1 protein-coding gene is annotated in these 2,897 nt (G+C 70.1%); it reads left to right on the top strand.

Annotated features, from left to right (window positions below; all coding sequences use genetic code 11):
- Positions 1-2,897 (top strand): beta-ketoacyl synthase N-terminal-like domain-containing protein (locus ACFYOH_RS44600; protein ID WP_388638045.1); only part of this gene is annotated, 2,897 nt, incomplete at both ends.

Below are 2,897 nucleotides of genomic sequence, written 5' to 3' on the forward strand. Positions count from 1 at the left end.
CCGTCACGGGGCTGAGCCTTCCGACGACCCTTGTCTACGACTACCCCACGGCCTCCGCTCTCGCCGCCCACCTGCGCGACGAACTCCTCGGACGGGAGACCGCGGTGGGCACCCCGGCCCTGACCGCCGTCGCCACGGACACCGACGACCCGATCGCGATCGTCGCGATGAGCTGCCGCTTCCCCGGTGGCGTCCGGTCACCGGAGGACCTCTGGCACCTCGTGACCGACGGCCGCGACGCGATCTCCGGCTTCCCGACCGACCGCGGCTGGAACCTGGAACGCCTCGCCGACCCCGACCCCGAACGGCAGGGCACCTCCTACACCCGTGAGGGCGGCTTCCTCGGCGACGCCGACCGGTTCGACGCGGCCTTCTTCGGCATCTCACCACGTGAGGCGCTGGCGATGGACCCCCAGCAGCGACTGCTGCTGGAAACCGCCTGGGAGGTGTGCGAACGCGCCGGGATCGACCCCACGACGGTGCGCGGCAGCCGTACCGGTGTGTTCGTCGGCACCAACGGACAGGACTACGCGTCCCTGATCGCCGTCCCGCCCAAGGGCATCGAGGGTCACCTCGGCACCGGTAACGCGGCGAGCGTGGTCTCCGGACGTATCTCCTATGTCTTCGGGCTGGAAGGCCCCGCGGTGACCGTCGACACCGCCTGCTCCTCCTCGCTCGTCGCCCTGCACCTGGCGGTGCAGGCGCTGCGCAGTGGCGAGTGCGCGCTGGCGCTGGCCGGCGGCGTCACCGTCATGTCCACCCCCGAGGCCTTCGTCGATTTCAGCCGGCAGCGTGGTCTTGCTGCCGATGGCCGGGTGAAGGCGTTCGCGGCGGGTGCGGACGGTACGGGCTGGGGTGAGGGTGTGGGCATGCTGCTGGTGGAGCGGCTGTCGGATGCCCGGAAGAACGGTCACCCGGTGCTGGCGGTCGTGCGGGGTTCGGCGATCAATCAGGATGGTGCGAGCAATGGTCTGACGGCGCCGAACGGTCCGTCGCAGCAGCGGGTGATCCGGCAGGCGCTGGCGTCGGCGGGTCTGTCGGCGTCGGACGTGGACGCGGTGGAGGCGCACGGTACGGGTACGACGCTGGGTGACCCGATCGAGGCGCAGGCGCTGCTCGCGACGTACGGGCAGGAGCGGGCCGAGGACACGCCGTTGTGGCTGGGCTCGATCAAGTCGAACATCGGTCACACGCAGGCGGCGGCCGGTGTCGCGGGCATCATCAAGATGGTGATGGCGATGCGGCACGGTGTGCTGCCGCGGACCCTGCACGTGGACGAGCCGACGCCGCATGTCGAATGGTCGGCGGGCGCGGTGGAGCTGCTGACGGAGGCGCGGGAGTGGCCGGAGACCGGCCGTCCCCGCCGGGCAGGTGTGTCGTCCTTCGGCCTGAGCGGCACCAACGCCCACACCATCATCGAGCAGGCACCCGAGACGGAGACCGAGACGGTCCCGGACGGCAGCCACGAGCTTCCGGTGCTGCCCTACGTGCTGTCGGCCAAGGACACCGACGCCCTCCGCGCCCAGGCCGGCCGGCTGCACGCCCTCGCCCACGAGGACGCCACAGTTCGCGGCACGGACGTCGCCTATTCCCTGGCGACGGGTCGTGCCGCGCTGGAGCAGCGGGCGGTTGTGGTCGCTGGTGATCGTGAGGGGTTGCTGGCGGGTCTGGATGCCGTGGCTGGTGGCGGAAGCGCTGCCGGGGTCGTGGCTGGTGTGCCGCAGCCGGGTGGGGTGGCGTTCCTGTTCACCGGTCAGGGCAGTCAGCGGCTGGGGATGGGCCGGGAGCTTTACGACGCCTGTCCGGTGTTCGCGGACGCGCTGGACGAGGTATGTGCTCACCTTGACCATCACCTTCAGGTGCCGCTCCTCGATGTGCTGTTCGGGGACGATGCCGGGCTGATCGACCGGACGGCGTTCACGCAGCCTGCGTTGTTCGCGGTGGAGGTGGCGCTGTTCCGGCTGCTTGGGTCGTGGGGTGTGCGCCCGGACTTCGTGTCCGGTCATTCGATCGGTGAGATCGCTGCGGCGCATTGTGCGGGTGTGCTGTCGCTGGAGGACGCGTGCACGCTGGTGGCGGCGCGGGGTCGGCTGATGCAGGAGCTGCCGTCCGGTGGTGCGATGGTGGCGGTGCAGGCTGCCGAGGACGAGGTGGTGCCGTATCTGACGGACGCGGTGAGCATCGCGGCGGTCAACGGGCCGGTGTCTGTGGTGGTCGCGGGTGACGAGGACGCGGTACTGGAGATCGCGGGCCGCTTCGAGGAGCTGGGCCGGAAGATCAAGCGCCTGACGGTCAGTCACGCGTTCCACTCGCCGCACATGGACGGCATGCTGGACGCCTTCCGCGAGGTCGCCGAAAGCCTGACGTACGAGGCTCCGCGTCTTCCGGTGGTCTCCAACCTCACTAGTTCCGTGGTGGGTGTCGAGGAGATCTGCTCGCCGGAGTTCTGGGTGCGGCATGTGCGGGAGGCTGTGCGGTTCCTGGACGGCGTCCGGGTGCTGGAGGCCGAGGGCGTCACGACCTTCGTCGAGTTGGGTCCGGACGGTGTGCTGTCGGCCATGGTGCAGGAGTGTGTCCCAGGTGGCACGCAGGTCTGCGCCCCGCTGATGCGTCGCGGTCGCGACGAGGCTGGGACACTCGTCACGGCGCTGGCCCAGGTGTACGTCGCGGGCGCGGACGTCGAGTGGGAGGCCTTCTTCGCCGGGACCGGCGCTCGTCGGGTACAACTGCCCACCTATCCCTTCCAGGGCCGGCGTTACTGGCCCGGACCGGAAGCAGTCGTCGGCGGGGATCTCGAAGCCGTCGGTCTGGGTGTTGCGGGTCATCCGTTGTTGGGTGCTGCGGTGGCGTTGGCGGACAGTGACGGGTTTTTGTTCACGGGTGTGTTGTCGGCGGGT

Source organism: Streptomyces sp. NPDC007856, assembly GCF_042868225.1.
In the GTDB taxonomy this organism is placed as follows: Bacteria; Actinomycetota; Actinomycetes; order Streptomycetales; family Streptomycetaceae; genus Streptomyces.